The 22,930-nt window shown below is 54.0% G+C and carries 18 protein-coding genes; 3 read left to right on the top strand and 15 right to left on the bottom strand.

Going from position 1 to position 22,930, the window contains the following annotated elements; all coding sequences use genetic code 11:
* Positions 1-7 precede the first annotated feature (7 nt).
* Positions 8-1,330: a DUF2252 domain-containing protein gene (locus ACFIOZ_RS15395; RefSeq protein WP_386079422.1), complete on the top strand. Its 1,323-nt coding sequence runs from the start codon at positions 8-10 to the stop codon at positions 1,328-1,330.
* Positions 1,331-1,350: 20 nt separating this feature from the next.
* Here ACFIOZ_RS15395 and ACFIOZ_RS15390 read toward each other — a convergent pair whose 3' ends face one another.
* From ACFIOZ_RS15390 to ACFIOZ_RS15380, 3 genes are all read right to left on the bottom strand, one after another.
* Positions 1,351-3,150 carry a GGDEF domain-containing protein gene (locus tag ACFIOZ_RS15390; RefSeq protein ID WP_386079419.1) on the bottom strand — a complete coding sequence of 600 codons (1,800 nt, stop codon included), beginning with the start codon at positions 3,148-3,150 and terminating at the stop codon, positions 1,351-1,353.
* Between the two features lie 300 nt (positions 3,151-3,450).
* Positions 3,451-4,503, bottom strand: coding sequence for an SPFH domain-containing protein (locus tag ACFIOZ_RS15385; protein ID WP_386079417.1), 1,053 nt, complete (start codon positions 4,501-4,503; stop codon positions 3,451-3,453).
* A 2-nt stretch (positions 4,504-4,505) separates the two neighbouring features.
* The gene (locus tag ACFIOZ_RS15380) at positions 4,506-5,000 is read right to left on the bottom strand and encodes an NfeD family protein (RefSeq protein WP_386079414.1); all 495 of its coding nucleotides are present in this window, start codon (positions 4,998-5,000) and stop codon (positions 4,506-4,508) included.
* Between the two features lie 120 nt (positions 5,001-5,120).
* Here ACFIOZ_RS15380 and ACFIOZ_RS15375 point away from each other — a divergent pair, with 120 nt between their 5' ends.
* Positions 5,121-5,555: a DUF305 domain-containing protein gene (locus ACFIOZ_RS15375; protein WP_386079412.1), complete on the top strand. Its 435-nt coding sequence runs from the start codon at positions 5,121-5,123 to the stop codon at positions 5,553-5,555.
* Between the two features lie 475 nt (positions 5,556-6,030).
* On the opposite strand, the gene ACFIOZ_RS15370 is transcribed toward ACFIOZ_RS15375, so the two are convergent.
* The 11 genes from ACFIOZ_RS15370 to ACFIOZ_RS15320 all read right to left on the bottom strand — a co-directional run bounded on the left by ACFIOZ_RS15370 (position 6,031) and on the right by ACFIOZ_RS15320 (position 18,935).
* Positions 6,031-6,576 carry a hypothetical protein gene (locus ACFIOZ_RS15370; RefSeq protein WP_386079409.1) on the bottom strand — a complete coding sequence of 182 codons (546 nt, stop codon included), beginning with the start codon at positions 6,574-6,576 and terminating at the stop codon, positions 6,031-6,033.
* A gap of 63 nt (positions 6,577-6,639) precedes the next feature.
* A complete protein-coding gene (locus ACFIOZ_RS15365; protein WP_386079407.1) occupies positions 6,640-7,338 on the bottom strand; it encodes a hypothetical protein in 699 nt (232 codons plus the stop codon).
* A gap of 78 nt (positions 7,339-7,416) precedes the next feature.
* Entirely contained in the window at positions 7,417-7,683 is a 267-nt protein-coding gene (locus ACFIOZ_RS15360; RefSeq protein ID WP_386079405.1) for a hypothetical protein, read from the bottom strand.
* A gap of 47 nt (positions 7,684-7,730) precedes the next feature.
* Positions 7,731-8,744, bottom strand: a complete 1,014-nt coding sequence (locus ACFIOZ_RS15355) for a tetratricopeptide repeat protein (protein WP_386079403.1) — start codon at positions 8,742-8,744, stop codon at positions 7,731-7,733.
* Positions 8,744-9,757 (bottom strand): tetratricopeptide repeat protein, encoded by a 1,014-nt coding sequence (locus tag ACFIOZ_RS15350; protein ID WP_386079401.1) that lies wholly within the window; start codon positions 9,755-9,757, stop codon positions 8,744-8,746. Before ACFIOZ_RS15350 ends, ACFIOZ_RS15355 begins: the two co-directional genes overlap by 1 nt.
* Entirely contained in the window at positions 9,757-10,773 is a 1,017-nt protein-coding gene (locus tag ACFIOZ_RS15345) for a tetratricopeptide repeat protein (RefSeq protein WP_386079399.1), read from the bottom strand. Before ACFIOZ_RS15345 ends, ACFIOZ_RS15350 begins: the two co-directional genes overlap by 1 nt.
* On the bottom strand, positions 10,773-11,726 hold the full coding sequence (locus tag ACFIOZ_RS15340) for a tetratricopeptide repeat protein (RefSeq protein WP_386079397.1): 954 nt from the start codon (positions 11,724-11,726) through the stop codon (positions 10,773-10,775). Before ACFIOZ_RS15340 ends, ACFIOZ_RS15345 begins: the two co-directional genes overlap by 1 nt.
* 62 nt (positions 11,727-11,788) lie before the next feature.
* A complete protein-coding gene (locus ACFIOZ_RS15335) occupies positions 11,789-12,784 on the bottom strand; it encodes a tetratricopeptide repeat protein (RefSeq protein ID WP_386079394.1) in 996 nt (331 codons plus the stop codon).
* A gap of 15 nt (positions 12,785-12,799) precedes the next feature.
* On the bottom strand, positions 12,800-16,057 hold the full coding sequence (locus tag ACFIOZ_RS15330; RefSeq protein WP_386079392.1) for a hypothetical protein: 3,258 nt from the start codon (positions 16,055-16,057) through the stop codon (positions 12,800-12,802).
* Entirely contained in the window at positions 16,054-16,875 is an 822-nt protein-coding gene (locus tag ACFIOZ_RS15325) for a DUF4123 domain-containing protein (protein ID WP_386079389.1), read from the bottom strand. Before ACFIOZ_RS15325 ends, ACFIOZ_RS15330 begins: the two co-directional genes overlap by 4 nt.
* A complete protein-coding gene (locus tag ACFIOZ_RS15320) occupies positions 16,860-18,935 on the bottom strand; it encodes a type VI secretion system Vgr family protein (protein WP_386079387.1) in 2,076 nt (691 codons plus the stop codon). Before ACFIOZ_RS15320 ends, ACFIOZ_RS15325 begins: the two co-directional genes overlap by 16 nt.
* 243 nt (positions 18,936-19,178) lie before the next feature.
* Here ACFIOZ_RS15320 and ACFIOZ_RS15315 point away from each other — a divergent pair, with 243 nt between their 5' ends.
* Positions 19,179-19,895: a trimeric intracellular cation channel family protein gene (locus ACFIOZ_RS15315; RefSeq protein ID WP_088699178.1), complete on the top strand. Its 717-nt coding sequence runs from the start codon at positions 19,179-19,181 to the stop codon at positions 19,893-19,895.
* A gap of 17 nt (positions 19,896-19,912) precedes the next feature.
* Here the strand turns inward: ACFIOZ_RS15315 and ACFIOZ_RS15310 are convergent, their stop codons facing one another.
* On the bottom strand, positions 19,913-22,909 hold the full coding sequence (locus ACFIOZ_RS15310; RefSeq protein ID WP_386079384.1) for a hypothetical protein: 2,997 nt from the start codon (positions 22,907-22,909) through the stop codon (positions 19,913-19,915).
* Positions 22,910-22,930: the final 21 nt, after the last annotated feature.

The raw sequence follows: 22,930 nt of genomic DNA, 5'->3' as shown, positions 1-22,930 counted from the left end.
CAACGTAATGAGCCATGCATTGACTGGACACAACCGTCCTCAGCAGGTAGTTGAGGCAACCCAACAGGCAAATAACACCTTGCCAACGGCCACTCGCCAAGCCAAGTACGCCAAAATGGCGGCATCGCCCTACCGCTTTTATCGCGGCAGCAACCATCTGTACTGGAATGATGTATGGCACGATTGGCGTTTTGCCCTGTTTGGCGGCTGGCCGGAAACCCAAACCTGGCTGCAGGGTGATGCCCACGTCTACAATTTTGGCGCTTATGGCCACCATGACGACCAAGTGCGCTACGGCATGGATGACTTCGATGATGCGCTGATTGGCGACTACCAATATGATCTGTGGCGGCTGGCTATCAGCGTCGTGTTAGATGCCCGCGAAAACGCTGAGTTGGCTCCCAAAGCGATTGATAAAGCGCTTAAAAAGTTAATAAAAGGCTATTACCAAACCCTGGCGAACCATGTTGACGGCAAACCTGTTCACGCCGTGACCCTTGATAGCGCCAAAGGCACACTAAAGCCCTTTATGAGCAAAGTGGCTGATAAGCAGAGCCGTGCGCGAATGCTCGAAAAGTGGACGACCCTGGATGAGCAGAAAGGCCGCCAGTTCGCCGAGCGGCCTGGCAAACTGGCTAACCTGCCGGCGGATGTGGCCAGCCAACTGCGCCGCCTAATTGAGCAGGAGTACCAACAAACGCTGCAGTACGCGATCAAAGAGAGTGACCCCCACCATTTTCGCGTTAAGGATACGGCGCGGCGTTTGGATGCAGGCACCGGTTCGTTGGGCGTGGAACGCTATTACGTTTTGATTGAGGGCGGCGTTGAGCACGAGCACGATGACATTATCCTGGACGTTAAGGAGCAGGTGCCTCCAGAAGCATTTCGTTTAATGGATAAACAACAGCAGCAGGCGTGGCGTAAATTGTTTCCTAACGAGGCCATCCGCCATGCAGCTGCTTTCCACGCCATTGCTGAGCACCCGGACGCTTATCTCGGCTGGCTAACCATGAACGGAAAGGTCTTTTCAGTGCGTGAGCGCTCGCCTTTCAAGAAAGACTTTCCGACCCATAAACTTTCAGGCGGTAAGTCATACCGAAAACTGGCCCAGCAGTGGGGAGAAATTCTCGCCCGTGAACATCTGCGCGGTGCCCAGGCGCTTAACAAGGGAGATTCAACACGCTTTGCCAAGGCCGTTGGCCAGCGATTAAAAGGGCGTGAAGAGCTGTTTGTTGAGGTGGTGTCGACTCTGGCAGTGGCTTACGCTGACTGCACAGAGCAGGATTATGCGGTGTTTATTGATCACTTTCTGGCCGCGGGGTCGGCTTAATCAGCCAATCGCATGGACGATTACAGAGGCTGCTGCCTACCGAGCATAAATCCCTGCTCTTCGAGTGTCTCTTCCCAAACGACACAGCGGTTACGGCCGCTGTGCTTGGCTTGATAAAGCGCTTCATCGGCCAGGCGTAGTAATTTCTTAGGGTCTTGAGTGTGATCAGGGTACGTTGCAACCCCGCAGGAGAGGGTGATTCTACGTAGTGGAGTGCCTTGATGGGAAAATGTCTGATGAGCCATGGACGTTAACAGCGCCTTGGCGCGCGTTTCGGCAGCGATTCGAGAAGTGGCGGGCAGTAAGGCAATAAATTCTTCACCCCCAAAGCGACAGATTACGTCCAAATCCCGGAGGTGGTGCCGCAATAACAAGGCGATTTCGACCAGTACGGCATCTCCTGCATCGTGACCGAAATCGTCATTGATCTGCTTGAAGTGATCCACGTCCATCATCAGCACGGAAAGTTGACTGGCATGCTGCTTTACGCGCTGGCATTGATGTTCGAATGCCATATCGAAATGACGGCGGTTATGCAGGCCTGTTAGCGAATCCTTGCGCGAGAGGCCTTCCAGCTCTTGCACTAACCGGTCAAGGTCGGCGGTTCGTGCTGCAACCTGCTGCTCTAGGGTCTCGTTGGCCATCGCCAGCTGTTGCTGTGTATGTCGGTAGTGCCACAGAAAAATAGCTGCGTTAGCTAAAGAAAAAACCAATGTGCCGTAGCTCAAGGGCACGCTGCGCCAGTCTACAAAACCGTGGGCAACCACCATGTCAGCCAACAGCAGCGGGGCAAAAAAAGTAAAACTCACTACCAGAAGGCGTTGTTCCAGAGTGAGCCGTTGAAAGCGCATGAGCGCGAGCGCCAACATGATGGGGAGCGTTATTGCCAGCATGACATCGAATACGGGGAAGGTGAGAGAAAGGCTCACCACCCCCAGTTGAACCAAGCCAATCGCAACAATGAGATACGCCAAATGGATAATCCACAGGCGTGTTATCCAGCGCCTAGCGGAGCCTTCCAGCCAGTGACTGAGCAGCATTCCTAGTGCCACCGGCAAGGTGTAGTAGCTGCCAGCGCGGAGGGTGTCCCAGGCCAGTGGCCCATCGGCAATGAATTGACGAGCAGGCGTCTCAGCCAACAGCATTAACCCTGAAGCGTAAGCAAATAACGCAATAGACCCAAAACCACGTCGCTCAGGGCCTATTAACGCGAAAATGGTGGCCAGGATAGCGAGTACCAAGACCAACGCACTGACGCCCAGATCCTGAGCGGATTCATGAATAACCTGCTTGAGAACGTCAATGCGTTCCATTACCTGTACTTGGCCCCATAAGCCAATACTGGTGTAGTAAGAGTAGAAACGAAAGGTGAGCGTTTGACCGGCGGCATCGTGTGGGAGGTCGATCATATGCCAGGGCCAGCCGGCAAAATCGCCTTTGCCCTGATCGTCAAATTCACCATACTGATAGATGAGTTCCTCGCCTAGATACACTTGTCCGATCAAATTGATACTGGTGATAAAGAGGACGGGATCGCTCCAGTCACCCGCGGGAAGCGTTGTGCGTAGCCAGAGGTGTTCGTGTCCATCGCGACCAGGTGGATTAGAAGGGGAGTCTATCGACTGCCACTCGGTTGAGTCGCTTTGCAGCCATTGAGGGCGGTTATTGCCATCATAAGGAGAGTCGCCCCAGCGATACTCCCAATTTTGTAGCGGTTGTGGCAAAGCAGCAGCCTGGAGACCACACGGAAGCATCACCAGGATGACCAGGAGGAGAAGTAGCTGAGCATAGTGACGTAGGGCAAGCCAACGTGGCAACATGATGATCGTACTCACCTCTTGGTTATGATACTTCTACTGGTCAGTGCTTCAACCGGTGTCTACCGATGGGGTGGTGAGCGCATAAGCAAGCACTTATTTTAGGCGCCAGTTGACTGTGTCAGTTGATGGCGACACCTCCACCAGCCCTCTATATCACTCAAAGGTTAAAAAGGTATTGCTGGATATCCTACGATCCAGCCAAATCGTGCTTTGCAACGCCACTATAAATAGCATTAAGCACTCTCGTATTGAAATAGTACTTTTTAAACGGTCAAGCAGTCATTATTAATCGCTACAACGTTAATTGCCCCCTGCAGCGCCACCGACGATGCCACTGCGAAGGTTGTTATCACTGCCACTGCCTCTCTTCAGGTGGTTGGCCACGGTGTCCTCCGGTGACCCAGCCATTTCACGGAACATACCCATAGAGCCAAGCAGAGCAGAGGACTCATAGGGCACAAATACCCGTTCGCCATCTTGCGCCATATTGGGTAGCACCTTGATATAACTCTGCCCCAGCAAGTAGCCCACGACGGTACGTTTGTTCTCTTCGCTATCGCCAATAGCACTGAGAACCAGTTTGATGGACTCCTGCTCACCCTGGGCACGAAGAATGGCCGACTCTTTGTCACCCTGAGCGTTAAGGATCGAGGATTCGCGCTGCCCCTGGGCCATAGCGATCGCCGCTGATTTTTCCCCCTCGGCTTCGGTCACGGTGGCGCGGCGCTTACGCTCGGCGGCCATTTGCAGGCGCATGGCACTCTCCACCTCTTCCGGCATGGCAATATCCTGCACTTCGACCCGGGAGATTTTGACACCCCACTTGGAGGCAGGCTCTTCCATGGCGGCCTGAATTTCGTTATTCACTTCCGCGCGGGACTCAAACAGCTTATCCAGCTCCATCTTGCCGACCACTGAACGCAGCGTGGTTTTGGCCAGGACTTCGACGGCTTGGCTCATATTTTCTACTTCATAAACGGCCCGCTTAGGATCGATGATTTGGTAGTAGAGCGCACCGTTGATACGCACGGTGACGTTGTCGGTGGTGACCACCGGCTGACCGGGAAAATCCATCACCGTCTCGCGGCGGTCAATGCGGGTTTCATCGGAGGTAATGGCGGTGTACTCCTCGCCCATTTTGCGATAACGCAGCATGGTGATTGCGCGAGGCTGCTCAATAAACGGAATAATGATGTTAATACCGCTTTCTAACACGCGGTGGAACGAACCAAGGCGTTCAACCACCATCACTTCCGATTGACGAATAATAATCAGACCTTTTGAAATGATCAGTACCGCGATCACGACGATAATAAGGCTTATCAATAAACCTGGGCTTATAGGTAGATCCATGGTTAAGGCTCCTTGCGTTGGGAATTGTCATCTTGTGGGGTGATGTCAGCAGGCTGATGTAGCGTGACCAGCGCAGTGGTTCCTTCAAAACGTCTAAATACGACCGGTGTGCCGGCAGGTAGCTCGGTTTCACCGCTATCAAGCACCCGCAAACGGTAGAAGTCGCCGTTGACTTTAATGCCGGTGGCATCATCAAAATCGCGACGTAGAGTTGCGTAGCGATTACCTTTTTCCACACCTGTACCTGTTGTGCCATAAGCAACGCCGCGGGGGGAGAAGCGAGGTCGAATGACCATAATGCATATCGGCAGCAGTATCCCGGTAAAAATCCCCATGCTGAGCAGTTGCCAAGGAAGCGTTAACCCTAGCGCAGTAACGGCCGCCGTTAGCGCAGCGGCAATACCCAGCGCAAGCAGTACCATCGCGCCAGAAGTCAGCTCTGCCAGACTCAGCAACAAGGCGAGTACTAGCCAGCTATAAGCCGGGTTCCATTCCATATGTTCTCCAATGCAATGTAGCGGTGATCCTCTTAGGGTAACCCACTTAGGCCGTCTTGACCTGTGGGCCGCCTGTAGGTTTTAAACTTTAATTACCAATACTCACTATAGGAACGTGCCATGTCTTTTTTCGATATCAACAGCCAAGTGCCTATTTTCCGGCCGCTTCTCGTATTGAAAAGGGCTATAGGTATGTGTGTGGTAGCTGGCGTGTTGGTAGCGCCGTCTGTCATTGCCCAGGAAAATGGCCATCATGGTAGCCACGGTGAGCACAGTGCCGCTGCTGACTCGCACGGTAATAATCCTGCCGTCGCCGCTTACCAAGCTGCCAGTGATCGTATGCATGAAGATATGGCAATGGCGTTTACTGGAAACCCGGATGTGGATTTCGCGCAAGGTATGATCCCCCATCACAAAGGTGCGATTGCCATGGCGGAAGTAGTGCTTGAGTACGGTGAAGACGAGGAGATTCGTCAATTAGCAGAAGAGATTATTACCGCCCAGGAGAGTGAGATTGCTTTTTTAAGAGAGTGGCTAGCGAGACAAGAGTATTGATTTAGTAGCTAACTAAGAGGCCTGAGTTAACACTCAGCAGAGTAGTCGATAGCTTGTAGCCGAATATGTCTACTATTGGCGTATTAATGGTTCGGCTTTAACATCTAGAGATACTCCAAGGCCATAGAGGCGCATGCTTTCGCTTTTTTTCGACCTGGGCCTCATCGTCGAGCGCCCAGGTAGAAGGTGATAGCATCACTGTTAATGGTGATCCTGCCTGGAGGGCTATCTTCGTTACTCATCATAGGTGATGTCCGTAATTAATTGCTAAGTTTCTCGGGTAGCTAAGAGACGGAAAATCCTAATTTCAACTTTTTGCCTTTGATGAGTTCGTCTTCTTAAGACCGCTCTGAGGTGATGTTAACTCAGGATTTCCTCTAATCATTTCACCACTACCCGGCTTCTTAACAGTAGAGTGTTGTAATATATTTCAAGGTAGTGGTAATTGACTTTGCTAGCCTGCTGTTGTTTTTATTTAATCTTTTGAGTGAATCCAGTATGAAATAATCCGGTCTTCTTCATAATCATAAATTAATTCCATTTCATAGGTTTTGTGAGATTTGTCGAAGGGCCAGATCCATGCCTTGTTAGAATACTCACATGTTAATTTTGATCTAGAGCGGTAAGTTTCTTTGCACTCCTCTAAATGCATTTTTTTCCAGTTAACACGCAGGTTTTTTGCTATCCAATTAAGCTGTATTATTTCACCTTCGATCCACTCTCTTGGGTCAGTGGTAGTTCGGCTAGTTTCCGAATAAGATGGCCATGCACCATCAAAATCCATTTGGAAAGGCTGATCGTTTTCATCGAATATGTTTTGTTCTAAATAAGCCTGACGATATATCTCCCTATTGTGAGATGAAAGCAAGTACAATGTCGCTTGCTCATGATCCTGATCCTTAATAGCTTCTATGAAACTGACCATGGTGGGGGGCGGGGGAGGCCCTTTCGGTTGCATGTATAAAAATATTGATACCAAAAACGCCGCTAATATAGAAAAAGTAATGGCTTTGACTTTCATGTTTTAAAGAGCTCGCTTGTTAAGCGCCAACCGGAAGTGGTTAGCGCAAGATGCTTTACGGTGTTATGATGAATAAAGTTCTATTCTAAATCGACGTAATTCAGTGTCTACAAGCCTTTTTCTTGCTTCCTCATTATCACAGCTTACTGTACTGCATATATTCTCATTTAAATTATAATGAGAAATTTTGTCATAAGCTTCTAATGAGATGCTTTTGGCGGCTTCGATATCGTCTTCTTGATAATATGCTTTAGCAATTTCAAGCTGGACGATTGCTTTGCTGAGAGAGTTAAGGAGATCAGGAAGGATTGCCTTAGCTTCTTCAGTATTCCCTTGTCTAGCCAGAGAAATTCCATGACTTTCCAAACGATGATTTCGAATTTCTGGTGTAGAAATAGCACTAATTATAATAAGTTTTACTTGGTTTTCAGAGAGCTCTTCAGATGCTCTATCCTCTAGGGAAAGCGCCTCTGAAAGTATATCTTCGGCAGATTGACCAGACGAAAAAGTAGGATTTTCGAGAATCTCTTTCCCTTTCTTCGTAGCCGCATACCGCGTACGAATTCTTTCAAGCTTGTACCTCGCTTGGCTATAAACAGCAAGTTTGTCGCTGATAGAAGCATCATTTTCCAGCGCGTCTATTTTCGTTATGTCCTCCATTAAAGACTTATAAAGACGGTTTGCTTCACGCTCCTCCTTTGAGCATGCTGACAAAAGTAAAACAAGAAATAACATGGTAATAAATTTTATCGAAGCTTTCATTATTTCACATCCTTGATGCTGTCTATGTTTAGAGAGTTTTAAGTAACAATGGACATCTCTACATGTCCTTGCTCAGGTTCAGTTTGTGTATGCTTGCATGCTTTCAATACTTATATTGCTGCTGTGGATTCTGGGGGAGTTATAAACCCGCCTCTGCAATTCGTCGAAGCGATACTTCAGCAGAACACAAATAACCACTTCATCACCGTTTTCTGCTGCGATCTCAAGCGGAGGTTGCATCTTTTCCCACTGGTGGATACCCCACAGTTGCATGCCTTCCTCTTTGGCGGCTTGTGCCTCTTCGTCCAGCGCCCAGGCGGAAGGTAGCATTAGCGCTGTAAGCATTAGCCCTGCTAGCGTTGCCAGGATCGTTGGTCGTTTCGGTAACAAAATCAGTAACCAAACTTTTTGGGAAAATAGGAGAGCGGCGGCTCACGGTTTAGCCACTCGTCCTTCATTTCTTCGCCCTTTTCGCGTTGTTCAGGAGTTACATTTTCTCCGTAAACTCTCAATAATCTCTCAGAAGATGTACCTGGGACTTCCTCGTTCATAGCTCGTAAGATGGCCCATCCTTTAGCGGGTTCTGGGTCGGGAGCTGCACGACATAAGTTCATCCCTTCTCCGTCGGGTTCAATGCTGCAGGCGGCCAACCAACCACGCCCATTAATATGCCCCGCCTCAGAAGCCTTGGTTATCCATTCCCAGGCCTCTGCTGGCTGATCCAGATGATTCAGAACGGAGGCAAGATCATTCATAGAGGGGGCATAACCTCCCTCTGCTGCCTGTCGAAACCAAACCTCAGCGGCTTCCAAACGCTCGATATCGTTGGGGTAACCTTTTTCGTCGTTGCGGGCTATCTCACCCAGCAAATGCATGGACTCCACATGGCCCGCCTCGGCGGCGCGCCGTAGCCACTTCATCGCTTCATCTTCATCGGGCTCTTCAACGTAGTAATAAATATCGTACAGCGCGGCCATGGCGTCGGGGTCCCCTGCTTCGGCCTTGGGCAGCGTGAGCTCCAATGCCGCCTGGGGCCAGTCATCACCATTTTCCGGGCAGACGTTACCCAACTCGCAGGCCCCACCATCAAACAGGCGCAGCATGGCGTGGGGGTCACCGTTTTGGGCGGCCTGGTAATACCACTCAAGTCCTTCTTGGTTTAACCCCATATGACGCAAACGATTTACTTCGCCTAAGTAGTACATCGCTTTGACATCACCCGCTTCTGCTGCTTTTTCTAAATAGGGTGTGCTAATAGAGCGTTGATGAGCATTGTATAGGCGCATGCCTTCCTCTTTAGCGGCCTGAGTCTCATCGTCCAGCGCCCAGGCGGAAGGCAGCATGAGCGCTGTGAGCGTTAGCCCTGCTAGCATTGCCAGGATGGTTGATCGTTTTGGTAACAACATCAGGGGCCAAATTTCTCAGGAAAATAGGAAAGCGGCGGCTCACGGTTTAGCCACTCGTCCATCATACGCTCGCCTTCTTCGCGCTGTTCTGGGGTAACGCTATCGCGATAAGCACGCAAAGCATTCTCAGATGAACTGCCGGGGACTTCTTCGTGAATAGCAAGAAATATTGCCCACCCTTTGGCTGGATCTGGGGCAGGCGCTGAACGGCATAACTCTCGGCCTGCCTCTTCGGGCTCAATGTTACAGGCGGCCAACCAACCACGCCCATTCATATGTCCTGCCTCAGAAGCCTTGGTTATCCATTCCCAGGCCTCATCAGGCTGATCCAGATGATTCAATACAGAGGCGAGGTTATTCATAGAGGGGGCATAGCCTGCCTCCGCCGCCTTGCGAAACCATACCTCAGCGGCTTCGAGGCGCTCGGTATCGTTAGCGTAACCCTCTTCGTCGTTACGGGCTATCTTGCCGAGCAAGTTCATGGATTCCAAATGGCCCGCCTCGGCGGCGCGCCGTAGCCACTTCATTGCTTCGTCTTCATCGGGCTCTTTAACGTAGTAATAAATATCATAAAGCGCGGCCATGGCCTCGGCATCGCCTGCCTCAGCTTTAGGTAGCGTTAACTCCAAGGCCTCCTGGGGCCAATCGTCGCCATCTTCCGGGCAGACATCCCCCAGTTCGCAGGCACTGCCATCAAACAGGCGCAACATAGCGTAGGGTTCGCCGTGTTGGGCGGCTTGGTAATACCAGTCCAACGCGGCTTGTGAAAGCCCGCGACTAAGGAGTCTATTCGCTTCGCCCAAATAATACATTGCTTCCATGTCACCAGCCTCAGCCGCCATTTCAAGCGGAGGCTGCATCTTTTCCCATTGGTGAATATCCCACAGCCGCATGCCTTCGTCTTTTGCGGCTTGTGCCTCTTCATCCAGTGCCCAGACTGAAGACGACAACAGTGTCGTTAGCGTTAGGCAAGCCAGCGTGAAAGGCAGCTTCGATCTTTTTGGTAACAACATCAGGGGCCAAACTTCTCAGGGAAATAGGAAAGCGGCGGCTCTAGATTTAGCCACTCATCCAACATTTGCTCGCCTTCTTCGCGTTGCTCAGAGGTAACGTGCTCCCTATAAATATTCAGATTTTGATCGGGATAACTACCGGGTACTTCCTCTTTAATTGCTAAGAGTATTGCCCATCCCAGTGCGGGATCCGGCTCTAGAGCACCTCGGCATAAATCTTTAAAATCTCTGAGGGTTGGCACGATATTGCAAGCTGCAATCCAGCGACGGCCGTTTATATGACCGGCTTCAGAAGATTTAACTCTCCACTCCCTAGCTTCTTCATACCGTTCTAAGTTACTTAGCACTGCCGCTATATTATTCATGGCTGGAGCATAGCCCGCCTCCGCAGCCTCACGGAACCACGGCTCGGCGGCCTCCAAGCGTTCCGTATCGTTGGCGTAACCCTCTTCGTCGTTGCGGGCTATCTCTCCGAGCAAGTTCATGGATTCCACGTTGCCTGCCTCGGCGGCACGCCGTAGCCACTTCATCGCTTCATCTTCATCGGGGTCTTCAACGTAGAAATAGATGTCGTACAAGGCCGCCATGGACTCGAGGTCACCCGCTTCGGCTTTGGGTAGGGTGATTTCCAACGCTGCCTGTGGCCAGTCGTCGCCGTTCTGCGGGCAGACGTCCCCCAACTCGCAGGCACCACCATCAAACAGGCGCAGCATAGCGTGGGGGTCACCGTGCTGGGCGGCCTGGTAGTACCAGTCCAGGGCGGCTTGATTCATCCCCATATGCCGTAAACGATTCACTTCGCCTAAGTAATACATCGCCTCCACATCACCCGCTTCTGCTGCTTTCTCTAAATAGGGCGTGCTAAGAGAGCGTTGATGAGCATTATATAAGCGCATACCTTCATCTTTAGCGACCTGAGCTTCGTCGTCCAGCGCCCAGGCGGAAGGCAGCATGAGCGCTGTAAGCGTTAGCCCTGCTAGCGTTGCCAGGATGGTTGATCGATTCGGCAACAACATTAGGGGCCAAATTTATCGGGGAAGTAGGAGAGCGGCGGCTCACGGTTTAGCCACTCGTCCATCATTTCTTCGCCCTCTTGGCGTTGTTCAGGAGTGATGTTTTCGCCGTAACCATAATATGTGAGTGCATTTTCAGAAGTGCTTCCTGGCACTTCTTCTTTTAGCGCAAGAAGAAGAGCCCATCCTTTGGCAGGATCCTTTTCCGTTTGGCAAATTTCATTATCTTCTTCCTCAGGTTGGAAGTAGCAGGATGCTTGCCATAACCGGCCATTGATATGACCAGCCTCAGATGCATTAATCATCCACTGCCAAGCTTCCTCATGACGCTCCAACTGATCCAGAACTACTGAGAGATTGTTCATAGCCGGGGCATAGCCCGCCTCTGCGGCTTCACGGAACCATGGCTCGGCGGCCTCCAAGCGTTCAGTATCGTTGGCATAACCCTCTTCGTCGTTACGGGCTATCTCGCCGAGCCAATTCATGGATTCCACATGGCCCGCCTCGGCGGCGCGCCGTAGCCACTTCATTGCTTCGTCTTCATCAGGGTCTTCAACGTAGTAATAAATATCGTAAAGCGCGGCCATGGCCTCGGGGTCGCCTGCTTCGGCTTTGGGCAGCGTGAGCTCTAAGGCTTCCTGGGGCCAGTCGTCGCCGTTTTTCGGACAGACATCCCCCAGCTCGCAGGCACCGCCATCAAACAGGCGCAGCATGGCGTGAGGGTCGCCGTTTTGTGCGGCTTGGTAATACCAGTCCAACGCGGCTTGATTCATGCCACCCATAACCAATCGACGGTTCGCCTCACCCAGGTAATACATCGCCTCCACATCACCCGCTTCAGCCGCTTGTTCTAAATAAGGAATCGCTGAATCGGCTTTTCGAATACCGTAGAGTCGCATGCCTTCATCTTTGGCGGCTTGAGCCTCATCGTCCAGCGCCCAGACTGAAGGTAGCATGAGCGCTGTAAGCGTTAGACTTACTAGCATAGCCAGAATGGTTGATCGTTTTAGTAACAAAATCAGTAACCAAACTTTTTGGGAAAATAGGATAGCGGCGGCTCACGGTTTAGCCACTCTTCCATCATACGCTCGCCTTCTTCGCGTTGTTCCGGAGTGATGCTGTCCCGATAGACTCGTAACGCTCGCTCTGAAGACGTGCCGGGCACTTCTTCGTTCCTAGCCAGCATAATGGCCCAACCTTTAGCAGGATCCTTTTGTGTTTGACACATTTCACGCCCTTTGGCTTCAGGCTCGATATAACAGGATGCTTGCCATTGCCTGCCATTAATATGTCCTGCTTCTGAAGCCTTGCTCATCCACTCCCAAGCTTCTTCGTGATGACCTAGATGACTCAAAACTACCGCAAGATCATTCATAGAGGGGGCATAACCTCCCTCTGCTGCTTTTCGAAACCACACCTCAGCGGCTTCCAAACGCTCGGTATCGTTGGCGTAACCTTCATCGTCGTTGCGGGCTCTCTCACCCAGCAAATGCATGGACTCCACATGGCCCGCCTCAGCGGCACGCCGTAGCCACTTCATTGCCTCATCTTCATCGGGCTCTTTAACGTAGTAATAAATATCGTAAAGCGCGGCCATGGCTTCGGGGTCGCCTGCTTCGGCCTTGGGCAGGGTGAGTTCCAATGCTGCCTGGGGCCAGTCGTCACCGTTTTCCGGGCAGACGTCCCCCAGCTCGCAGGCGCCACCATCAAACAAGCGCAGCATTGCGTGGGGGTCACCGTGTTGTGCGGCTTGGTAATACCAGTCCAACGCGGCTTGTGAAAGCCCTCGGCTGAGGAGCCGATTCGCTTCACCCAGGTAATACATCGCCTCGACATCACCGCTCTCTGCTGCGACCTCAAGTGGGGGTTGCATCTTTTCCCACTGGTGGATGCCCCACAGTCGCATGCCATCGTCTTTTGCAGCCTGAACCTCTTCGTCAAGCGCCAAGGCAAAAGGCGACAACAGCACCGCGAGTGTCAGTCCTGCCAGTGTGACCAGTAAGTTTGATCGCATAATTTTATTCCTTATTTAGCGGCTTTCTGTAGTAGCACACACTTCCGTTGCAAGCCCTCCGACATACCGACGATAGTCGCGCTTCGCAAACATTGCATCTTCGTTGCCCGTGCCAGAAATCCGCGCCATAAATCCCTCCAAGTCACGTTTACGGCGTTGGTAGGCATGGCTCGGGTCGTCATGCCATGGCTGGCCGGTCTCGCTCATACAAATAAGCGCTTTGGCAAACAGATACTGTGATGGCGTGGGGGATTCTCTGCTAAAGCGACACAGCGTCCCATAAACACCGATCGTGACACCCTCGACAATCCAACCCAGGCAGTTGGCAATGGCGATTTGCTGGAAGTCCAACGCCTCCTGGTGATTAAACGGCTCGACTTTGCCTTCGCTTCTCCCCCTACCGGGGACTTCTATTTCAAATTCTTGCGGGTTGCTAATCAGAAGGTAAAGCAAAGCTCCCAGCGCTTCGGGTGTTAACTGCTGTACCCAGTCACGCATTTTGTCTTGTCTGGGATCGTTGGCAATCACATAAGCAATTGGCCCTGCATTCTGCCCACCTGTCATGGCGCTATACAGTCGTTCGATACCCGCTTGCCCACGGGCCGCGAGTAGCCCTACGTTTAGCAAGGTGGTGGTGGCGAGATAGCCCAGTCGGCCCATGCTTTGGTAGGCATCATCATCAATCCAGTCGGGTTGGACGTAGTCGTTATCCACCATGGCGCGATGGAGCATCACTAGCCACAAATCTAGGCTGTCGATATCCAGTTCGACGGAAAAACTGCCGCCAGCCCCCTTGCCAATAACGACGCGTGCGGCCATACGTAACACGAACTTGCCGTTCTGCATGCCCAGTGCTAAGCCAAGCCTTCCCCCTAAGCCTTCAGCCACTTCCATCGCAAGAGTGGCGGTGCCAAGTTTGCGCCACCCCGTCAGTGACTGACTGGCGCGCTGCATGTTCATCTCGGAGCGCGCCGCCCGGTTGGGGAGGATGCGTTCCAGGTTAGCGGGTGGCTCCCAGCTTAATGCGCAGCGGGTTTCGATACTCAGCCGGGCACCGGCAAAGGCCTCGATGGTTGCACCTTCGGCTTCCCGTTTTGCCCAATCGACACCGCTCACGCTGAGGCCTTCCTCGCCAAGGGAGATGCCTGTCTCGGCCGCCAGTGCCAGGCTGGCACCCGCAAACCCTTTGGCAACGGCGTCCACGACTAAGACGTAGCGGCCTAATGCGCGCTGTTCATCAACCTCGGAGAGAGTAGCGACCACCTGCTGAGCCTGCTCTTCTCGCGGCAGGACTAGTCGCCCCAGTGGCAGCTCCCCCCGCGCCAGGCTAAAGGTGCCCTTGGCCTCCCAGCGATAGGTGGCCTCGGCAGAACTCTTGTTTGAATCACTATCATCGAGTTGCCACATACCATTGGAAGGCCGCTTGATGGCAAGCTCGTCGCGCCGTGTGGTCTTCAGCCCGTTACTTCCGCCACTGCTCATTTCCAGTTCGCCGTCTAAGAACGTCAGTGTGGGTTGCTGGGCGACGACATCCCAGGGGGTATCGCGGTCGCCGTCACTGCGCGGTTCGTTGAGATCAAACCTGGCCATGCCGACCAGTCGCATCATCTGGGCCTGAGCGCTGGCGTCGAACAAGCGAAGCCGTTCACGGCTCGGGCCAGTGAACAGAATTTTCTGCAGCGCGGCTCCCCACTGTTCTTTACTGGCGCCGTCGAGAGAGTCAACTTCATGCCCCTGCTCCTCAAGGTAGGCGAAGAAGCTTTCAGGCTGGAAAAAACCCAACGGCTCTTCATGCCAGTCGAAACGATGCTCTATTGGCTCACAGCCACGCCCTTGCAGCCATTGGGAGAGCGCGCTTTCAGGCGCCTCCCATAACTTTGCAGGCAATACCCCGTCCGCGCCCATGGCATTATCCAGCCGTTGCCGCTCGGTTTGGGTCATGGCGGGCATCAACTGATAAAGGCTGAGGTGACTGAGCGACTGGTCTGCCTGGGGTGAGCTGAACTCGCGTAATGGGAAATCACGGCGCACCAGCAGCTCGATCTTGCGCTTCTGGTAGCCCATAGCATGGCGGTCGTCTTCTATATCGGTATGCCAGATAAGGACGCGACCAGGCTCCATCTTGCTGACGGCGTCATCGGCCTGTGTAAACAGATCGCTTAGCGTCACTTGGAGGCTTTCATAATGTTGCCGTTCTTGTTCGAACAAAAAGATAGGCAGCTTGGTATTGCCGGCGGTGCCGCTTTCCCATTCGCTGAGTTTTTCCTCGACCGCCTGGTGTAACTCGACGCTTTGCTTGAGCACTTTGCAGTAAGTGTCGAAGGCACTGACACCCTCGTCCAGCGACTCTGTTTCGACATTGGCTGCCGATAGTGCCAGTTCGGGGGTGGCGATACCGAGCGAAGCAAGGGTGAGGATACTCTCCAGATAGTCGCTATACTTGCTTTCCTGCTGCTCAGAGAGCTGCTGGACGTGGCCCACAAAGTTACATTGCTGCGCTGCCTCGTCAGGCGGCATGGATTCGCACAAACCGATGAAGGTTTGATACTCGGTGAGCACCTCTTGCAGCGAGAAGGGAGTGGCTACTCCTTCGCTTCCAGGGTTGAAGTGATACTCGCGCTGAGCCAAGGCCCGGCACGAACGGTAGGTTTCCAACGCCTGCTCGATTTCTGTTTCCCAGGGGCCATAGTAGTTTTCACCTTCGATACTATAGCCCGCTTCCTGCGCGCGATTTAGGCCCGCTCGGTAAAGGTCACGCAGTTCGTCTTCCAGACGCACAGCGCTGGGGTCACTGAAATGTCGCGCTAAGTGATCCAATAACGCGGGCGTCGTGAATTGCCATAGCAAAGAGCGTTGGCGTGCAATGCGATCTTCCAAGCTCTCTTGGTCAACAGAGGTAATTTCAACTAGTTGTTCGAAACACGACTGATAACGTGCTCTTTCGCTGTCGTCGAGGAAGTTTTCGGCCCGGGTCGGCAGTAGGCACTCCATTAGTCCGGCTTCTTCGTTGAGTACCCGAAGTCGCGCGGTGGCATCCTCTTCTTGTGTCCACGCCTTAAGCTGTTCTGCGGCTTCCAGCAAGATGTCTGAGACCTCTTCCGTCAGCAACCAGAACGTATGCGTTCCTGGCAGATACAGAATATCGGCCCAGCATTGCTCTTTGCAGACGTGCGCTGCGCTTTTCCCGGCGCTTTCGCCGTCAGATTCCGGTGGCTCAAAGATGTTGACCACCATCGGGTCAAGATGGCGCTCTGAGGTTTGCTCAGTACTCATAACAGGCGCTCCAACTGCTGTACTTTTTGGCGTGAAGAAAGGGGCGTGTTCAGAATGTCGTCTATCTGAATATGCAGCCTTTCGCCTTCGTCCGTAATAATGGGCAATAGCCGCTTTAAATGATCCGAGCGGCTGATTCCTGCCTGCATCGCTGTTTTCATCCGTGCCAACCAAGCATTGGGTAAGGAAGCTAGCGGTGTCTTCGTCATTCGGCTCAACCACCACGCCTGTTGGCTTTCGTTCAACGCCGTTTCCATCTCGGCGCTAAGCTGCCAACGCTCTGGTGTTGAAGAGGAGGGCACATTGGCCTGCCACACCAACCACTGGCCCTGAGGTGTGGGGGTTGCCACTTGATGCAGGGGGGGTAACCAGTGTGAGTAAATGCTTGCGGGGGCGCTGGCGAGCAGTGCGATCCAGGCCGCAGGCTGTTGAAAATTGACCAATGATTTACCGCCGTGCGGGTCATCCATCACAAACAGTGGCCGCAAATGGTCAGCACTGCTTTGCAGGGATTGATCGGCCTGTGGCTGGAAGACCCACCCTAAGCGCTGTTGGCAAAGCGATTGTGCGTATCGCCATGCTTCACTGTCTGTATCTAACTCAAACAACCACGGGCTGGCATCGTTTAACGACGATAAAGCCGTACCGGCAAAGAGCGTGATGAAATCGTGTTTGCCAGGTATATCCAGAAAAGGCCTGCATTGCTCAGGCGACCGGCGCTGGTCAAGTACCACAAATCCGCGTTGCCCCTTTTCCATCTCAGATAGGTTATCCACCGGACGGCACCGTTCTGCTAGTTGGTTTAACCAGCCAGACATGGGCAATCCTCGCGCGAGCATTGGGTATTACTGATCTTGCCGCAGAGCGGCATGATGGCCGCTTCACTTAGTTGGTAATCCTTCAGCTTTGGCAGCGATGTTGGCGGTATCGCTTCATGCACCTCTGCCACCGCATGCCCTGGCAGCAGTGGGCTTTCCACCGCTTGGCCGCTGCCGTTACCGGGGCTGCCGCCTGCGTTGACGCGTACCTTGGGGCCGACCATGGTGACGCCGCCTCCGTCCAGTTTGAGAAAACTGCCGCCAGCGTTCAGGGTGAGTTCGTTACCGGCTTCCAGCACCACTTTATGACCTGCTTTGATGTGCAGCTCGCGGCCACTTTCACTTAGCCATGCCTGGCCTGCGCTGATATGCAGCGTGCCATCCACACTGAAATGCTGCTGACCTTCGGTGTGTTCAAAACGGTTGCCGTGAACCGTGTGATGGTCGTCGTTATCGACTTCGCTGATACGGTCGTTATTGACCTTCAAGAAGCTGTCGTTGCGGATCTCTTCAATACGATCGTTAAGAGTAAGCAGTTCTAAGTCTTTCTGGGCGTGGAGCCAGATCTGCTCTTCGCCCGCTTGGTCTTCAAAGCGTAGTTCGTTGAAGCCTTCGCCCTTGTGGCTCTGAGTGCGGATGACGGTGCGGGTTTTGTGTTCCGGCAGTGGGTAGGGGGCGGTATTCACTGCGTGATAAGTACGCCCGGTGACCAAGGGCTGATCCGGGTCGCCTTCCAGAAATGAGATAATCACTTCATGGCCGATGCGCGGAATGGCGATACTGCCGTAGCCACCGCCTGCCCAGCCCTGGGCGGCCCGTACCCAGCAACTGGCGGTGTCATTAGGTTCAGCGTAGCGATCCCAGGGGAACTGTACTTTGACCCGACCATGCTCGTCGCAGTGAATCTCTTCGCCTTCTGGCCCTACCACAAAGGCGACTTGGGGCCCATCGACGCGGGGCTTGGGATTAGGCGTTGCGCGCCAGGGGGTGTCGCCGGGAATCAGCGTGACCTGGTTGTGGTAACGGGTCATTCCAGCTGCATCGCCTTGAGTGATCCCGTCTTCTTCCAGGGCTTGGGGTTGCTCGCCGTAGTGCTTCACCTCAATGGCCTGCCAGTCGCGGTTGAGGCGGTCGGTATCGTGATCGGTCAGGGTGAAACGCAGGCCGGGGGTGAGTTCGGGAAGGTCGCTTTCGGCACTGGCGATGATCGCTTCGCGGCGCAGCTGTTCCAAGCGAATACGGGTAAACGGTTTTCCCGAGGCGTCCTGTTTATAACGGCCAGGATAGTCGTAGTGTTCGTAATCGACTTGCTGCCCATGGTCTTCTACATCGCGACCCAGGTGTTCATGTAGTTGTGCGTAAGCAGGCTTTTTAAAGGTGTAGTCTTTTAGCGTGGCGGTAGCCGCGGCCACTCTTGCCGTGTGGCTGAGTTTGCGAACATGGCGGTTGGGGGCCGTGCCACCATCGCGGCTGTGGTAGCTGCGCGCGCCCAGATTAGTGAGCACCTGCGGGTCATCGGCAAACACCAGCCGGTGAGCGCTCTCCTCGAATTCGTGGAAGTAGAAAAGCCCCTCTTCGGCGGCCAGGCGTTCAATGAAGGCCAGATCGGTCTCGCGGTATTGCACGCAGTACTCGCGCTCGGGCAGTTCGCGGTTCACGGCAAAGGCTACATCGGTAATACCGCGCTCGTCGCACAGGGTATTGATGATGGTCAGCGGGTCGACTTTCTGGAAGATGCGTGAGTTGTGGCGCAAAGAGAGTCGCCAGAGCGCGGGGCGCATTACTAAGGTATAGAAGGTGCGGCGGTGGCCACGGTCGCCCCGGCCAAACTCACTCACCACGCCACTTAACCGACGCAGCGGTTCGCCGTCCTGCCAGATGGTGAGGGTGGCTTCACGATCCAGCAGCTCGGCAGCATCCAGGTTGCCATCGCGGCTGGCCAGGTTGAGCGCCAGTTCAAAGGGCTGGGAGAGCGCTTCGCGGTGGGTGAAGTCGATGACTGCAATGTCGTCAACGCCGGGTAGCGTTAGGGTGAATTGCAAACCGGTACTGAGCGCCATGCCCCCTCCTGGAATAATCGTCAGACGTCGCCATGACAAATGAGAAACGCTTAGGATAGCGACCTAGTTATATACGGCAACCCCTAGAAGCTATCTGTCGGCAATGTCTTACAAGCCTTGTAGGCAATCTCTTACAAAACGGCGAGAAACTGATTAAAAAATGAACGATTTTGTACCTAACAGTGGCATCGGGAGTGCTATCCTGCCTGCCTTTAACGATAGCGAGTATTAAAGGAGAGGGGCGTGTCGGGCGTTGTTTACTGGCTGGATATGGCGGGTGTCATCGTGTTCGCACTTTCGGGTGTGATTTTGGCGTGCCGGTCACGCATGGATCCGATAGGCATGCTGGTGCTGGCAGCCGTTACGGGCATTGGTGGAGGGACGCTACGGGATTTAGTGCTAGGCGTAAGACCGGTTTTTTGGGTGACGGATCCAGCCTACCTTTGGGTGATTTTAGCGACGGTGGGCGTTTCGTTGATGGGGTTTCACTATATCCATCGCCTGTCGCGGGGCTTTTTACCGTTTGCCGATGCGTTTGGGTTAGCGTTGTTTACGGTGATTGGCACTCATAAAGCACTGCTGCTGGGTACCTCTGGCACAGTGGCGGTGTTAATGGGCATGATGACCGGTGTGGCCGGTGGCATGATTCGTGATGTGCTGGCCCAGCGGGTGCCCATGGTGCTGCGCGAAGAGATTTATGCGACCGCTGCGATGGTGGGGGGAATCGTCTACGTAGCGCTACATGCGCTGGCGGCGCCGTTAACGCTGACCATTGCCGCCTCACTCAGCGTCACCCTTGGGCTGCGTTTGGCGGCTATTCATTGGCGCCTGGCATTGCCGGTGTTTGCCTGGGTCACAGTACCGCCTAAAAACCATGACGAGGCGTCAGCGCCGCTCTCTACCCCGCAAAAGGCTAAAGAGCGAGTAAGGATGATTCGCCGTGAGCGCAAAAAACGCTAAGGTCTACTCATTAACGTCTAATTATTAGGGCCTTGGGAGCGGTTTGCTTCACGCCAGCGGTCAAACCAGCGGCGTGGTTGAATAACCCGCAAGGTTGGCTCGCTGTCGTTAAGCTCTACCCCTAACCCAAGCATGCCAAGGCGGGCATAGAGCGCGCCATTGGCACTGCGCTCGGCCAGCGTGACATCCGAAAGGAGCAACAGTGGGCCGCCGGTGAGTGTTAGGTCACTCAGGCTAATTTGCTCGCCGCTGATTGCTAGTTGTGCCGTGCCCTCGATATCGTGAACATTCAGCAGTCGTCCTAGCCAGTCGCTCTCCCTTGCTCGGGCGAGGAACAGCCGGGCGAGTAATCCGGTATCGCGCATCTCAAGGCGGAGCTGGCTGGCGAGACGAATAGGGTCTTGCCACGCCAACTGCGCATCCAGCATGGAAAGCGTTACCCACCAACCGGCATCCGACGAACCGTTTTCACTCTGGCGACTAACATTCTCCAGGCGTAATACAGAATCATTGGCGGTAAAGCGACGTGTTTTCAGGTCTCCCTCGGTTAGCGCTAGATAAAGGTGCAAGTCGCCGCGTAGCCGCTGATCCAGCACCGCTAACTCTGCGCCAAAGGCGCGCAGGGTGATTTCGCCCTGGGCGTTTAAGCCTTCCAGCAGCCACTCGCTCTCCAGGCTGGCTTGCCCGTCCAACAACCTGATACCCGCGTTTTCGGGCAGGTAGCGGTTGTAGCGGGTGAAGTCGGGCACTTCGGTAATTGGCAGCGCGATTCGGGTGGTGAAGTGCTCCGGCTGGGGAGATTCAAGCACATCGCTAAAGCGCTCAGTTTGCGTGGTGAGGGCAAAGTGGCGACCCTCCAGGTGGGGGCTGTTGTCGTCTTGGCGTCTTAACGCGAAGCGGGGGATGCCCAGTGAGAGCTGTGCTTGCTCGGCGCTATCCAATTGGGCGGTGAGTTCACCGCGCCCGGTGGCGAGATAATCTAAAAACGAGACCTCTAGCTGGTCGGCGTTAACCCTTAGCCGGGTGGGGGCCAGCAAGCGGTTATCGCGAAAGGCCCCCTGGGCGAAGAGCTGGCCTTCGCCGGTAATCGTCAAACCATGAGCCTCAGGCAGGAAAGCATTCAAAAAGCCCAGTTGTTGTACGCTGCCTTCCAGCGAAAACTGCCCGCTCGGTGCGTTACCACGGCGTTGAAAAAGGCCATCGGTTAATACCAGTACACTCGCCAAGCGCTCACTTGGACGGTCAATGTCGGCTACCTGCCAAGCCAATCGGGTGCCGCTGATATTCAAGGTCGAGCCATCCATTGCCGCCTGTCGAATAGGCATAAAAAGCTGCATATCACTGGTTAGCGTGCCGACTTGCTCTTCGCTCTGCCAGCGAGTAGTAAGCCGCTCTCCGGCTACATTCACCTCACCGCTGAGCTGCTCGGCGGTGATATCGAGTCGGCCATGGCTCGCGGCTTGCCCGCTTAGCAGCTGCAGCGGTGCCGGGTCGGGTAAAAGGGCACCTAGATAGGTTTGTAACGCATTAATATTTGGCAGGCGTGCGGATTGCCAACGCAGCGTTGCCGATGCCTCTTCACGCACTTTTTGCGGGTCAATGGGGCTGGTGGCGACGATGTTGATGTCGGCTTCGTCAAGCAGCAACCGCTCCTGGTGGTGCAGCGTGGCATCGGCAAAGCTAAGCGTTGCCTCTATGATCTCCTGCGGCGTCAGTTGGGCGTTAAGTGAGCCGCTGCCGCGGGCAATGAAGCCAAGTGTATCGGCTGCCAGTTCTGGCGCTTGAATCGTCAACTTGGCATCATGGGGGCGTGAGTCGCGAATGCTGGCATGGGCCTGAATTTGACCATGACCGGAAAGGTGGATGTTACCTTCATTGTTAACTGGGCTAACGGGAGATCCCGTGCCAGACGCTTCGTTATCAAAAGCGAGGAAGCGATCAAGCATATTCAAGCGCGTGATATCGCCCTTTAACGCCAGTGTCGCTGTCGTGGGTAGTTCAAGCTGATCCAGGCGCTGGTTGGAAATTTGGGACGCTAAATGGAGGTCGGCATTCTCGGCGTAAGGATGAGTGTCAGCAAGCGTTACATCGTTGAGCTGGGTCGAAAAATGCAGTTGATCACTCTCAACGGCCAAACGAACCTGGCCTTGGCCGGTGGCTGTGTGGCGTGGTGGTGGATCGTCGGCAATGAGCCAGTTTGGTGTGTCAGTGGGTGCGCGTAAACGCTGCTCATCAATGGCTAAACGCAGCAAGGGGGCGTTCAGGGTAACGTCGCTACCGGCTTGTAACTTGCCAGCGAGGAGCTCTAGTGTTCCCGTCAGCGCCCCGCGGCCCTCCAGGGTTAACCAGGGGAGGGCGTCCAGGTAGGGCATAAAGACATCCCAGGCATCCGCCTGGGCATCCAACTGTAGCTGTGCGGAGAGCGCTGCCAGCAGGTTGGGGTTCAGCTCGACGCTGCGGGCATTGACAGGGGTTATCGTTTTGAGCGTCGCCTCAGCGTTAAGATTGATAGCGCTTACCAGGGTCGCTTGATCCCTTAGGCGAACTAAACGACCATTAGTGATGGCGAGGGAAACGTTTGGGATCGCGAGGGTGTCACGGCTTAGCGTCGTCTCTGCCACCTGCAACTGGCCGTCAGCTTCAAGCGCAATGTCACCTACGGTCAGGCGGCGAATACCCTTTGCATCGAGTGCCTCGATATGCAGCTCGCCGCGCAATAGGGCCAGTAGCGAGAGCGAAAGAGTGGCGTTTTCGGCCTCAATCGAGATGGGCAGTGCTTCATCTTCACGAGCCAGATAGAGCCCCTCGACTTCCCAGCGGCCAGGGTGTCGGCTAACGCCCTGCTCCCAGCGGATATCGATGCCCTCAAACTGTGAAAGGCGCGCTGGCAACCACTGGCTATTAAGCAGCCAATAGCTGCCTGCCACCCAAACAAGGATGATAAAAAGTAGGCCGATCAATACCCTCAGCAGCAGGCGAGGTAGGCGATTTTTACGAGTGTTCGCGTCTGACATAGTGGCTTCCCTAGCAGATAA

This window comes from Vreelandella sp. F11, from assembly GCF_042466685.1.
Lineage (GTDB): Bacteria > Pseudomonadota > Gammaproteobacteria > Pseudomonadales > Halomonadaceae > Vreelandella.
Note: the sequence above shows the minus strand (reverse complement) of the source record. Positions and strands in the feature narration are given on the sequence as shown.